Source organism: Kitasatospora indigofera (assembly GCF_014655955.1).
Taxonomy (GTDB): Bacteria; Actinomycetota; Actinomycetes; order Streptomycetales; family Streptomycetaceae; genus Kitasatospora; species Kitasatospora indigofera.
This window is the reverse complement of sequence record NZ_BNBO01000123.1, coordinates 1,702-3,205: the sequence shown is the minus strand read 5'-3', so window position 1 is coordinate 3,205 and position 1,504 is coordinate 1,702. Positions and strand designations below refer to the sequence as shown.

Genomic DNA, 1,504 nt, shown 5'->3' with positions numbered 1-1,504 from the left:
CTGAGGACAAGCCCTCGGCCTATTAGTACCGGTCAGCTCCACCCCTTACAGGGCTTCCACATCCGGCCTATCAACCCAGTCGTCTACTGGGAGCCTTACCCTCTCAAGGAGGTGGGAATACTCATCTCGAAGCAGGCTTCCCGCTTAGATGCTTTCAGCGGTTATCCCTCCCGAACGTAGCCAACCAGCCATGCCCTTGGCAGGACAACTGGCACACCAGAGGTTCGTCCGTCCCGGTCCTCTCGTACTAGGGACAGCCCTTCTCAATATTCCTACGCGCACAGCGGATAGGGACCGAACTGTCTCACGACGTTCTAAACCCAGCTCGCGTACCGCTTTAATGGGCGAACAGCCCAACCCTTGGGACCTACTCCAGCCCCAGGATGCGACGAGCCGACATCGAGGTGCCAAACCATCCCGTCGATATGGACTCTTGGGGAAGATCAGCCTGTTATCCCCGGGGTACCTTTTATCCGTTGAGCGACGGCGCTTCCACAAGCCACCGCCGGATCACTAGTCCCTGCTTTCGCACCTGCTCGACCCGTCGGTCTCACAGTCAAGCTCCCTTGTGCACTTACACTCAACACCTGATTGCCAACCAGGCTGAGGGAACCTTTGGGCGCCTCCGTTACTCTTTAGGAGGCAACCGCCCCAGTTAAACTACCCACCAGACACTGTCCCTGATCCGGATCACGGACCCAGGTTAGACATCCAGCACGACCAGAGTGGTATTTCAACGTCGACTCCACAACCACTGGCGTGGCTGCTTCAAAGTCTCCCACCTATCCTACACAAGCCGAACCGAACACCAATATCAAGCTATAGTAAAGGTCCCGGGGTCTTTCCGTCCTGCTGCGCGAAACGAGCATCTTTACTCGTAATGCAATTTCACCGGGCCTATGGTTGAGACAGTCGAGAAGTCGTTACGCCATTCGTGCAGGTCGGAACTTACCCGACAAGGAATTTCGCTACCTTAGGATGGTTATAGTTACCACCGCCGTTTACTGGCGCTTAAGTTCTCAGCTTCGCCGAGACGAATCTCGACTAACCGGTCCCCTTAACGTTCCAGCACCGGGCAGGCGTCAGTCCGTATACATCGCCTTACGGCTTCGCACGGACCTGTGTTTTTAGTAAACAGTCGCTTCTCGCTGGTCTCTGCGGCCGGCCCCAGCTCAGGCAGCAAGTGCCATCACCAGTTCCGGCCCCCCTTCTCCCGAAGTTACGGGGGCATTTTGCCGAGTTCCTTAACCATAGTTCACCCGAACGCCTCGGTATTCTCTACCTGACCACCTGAGTCGGTTTGGGGTACGGGCCGCCCTGAAACTCGCTAGAGGCTTTTCTCGACAGCATAGGATCATCCACTTCACCACAATCGGCTCGGCATCAGGTCTCAGCCTTGATGAGTGACGGATTTGCCTATCACTCGGCCTACACCCTTACCCCGGGACAACCACCGCCCGGGCTGGACTACCTTCCTGCGTCACCCCATCGCTCACCTACTACC

General features: G+C 56.7%; 1 rRNA gene (cut by a window edge). It reads right to left on the bottom strand.

Annotated elements, in window-relative coordinates:
- Positions 1-2: 2 nt before the first annotated feature.
- Positions 3-1,504: ribosomal RNA gene (locus IE329_RS39680) — 23S ribosomal RNA — on the bottom strand (it continues 1,645 nt past the right edge of the window).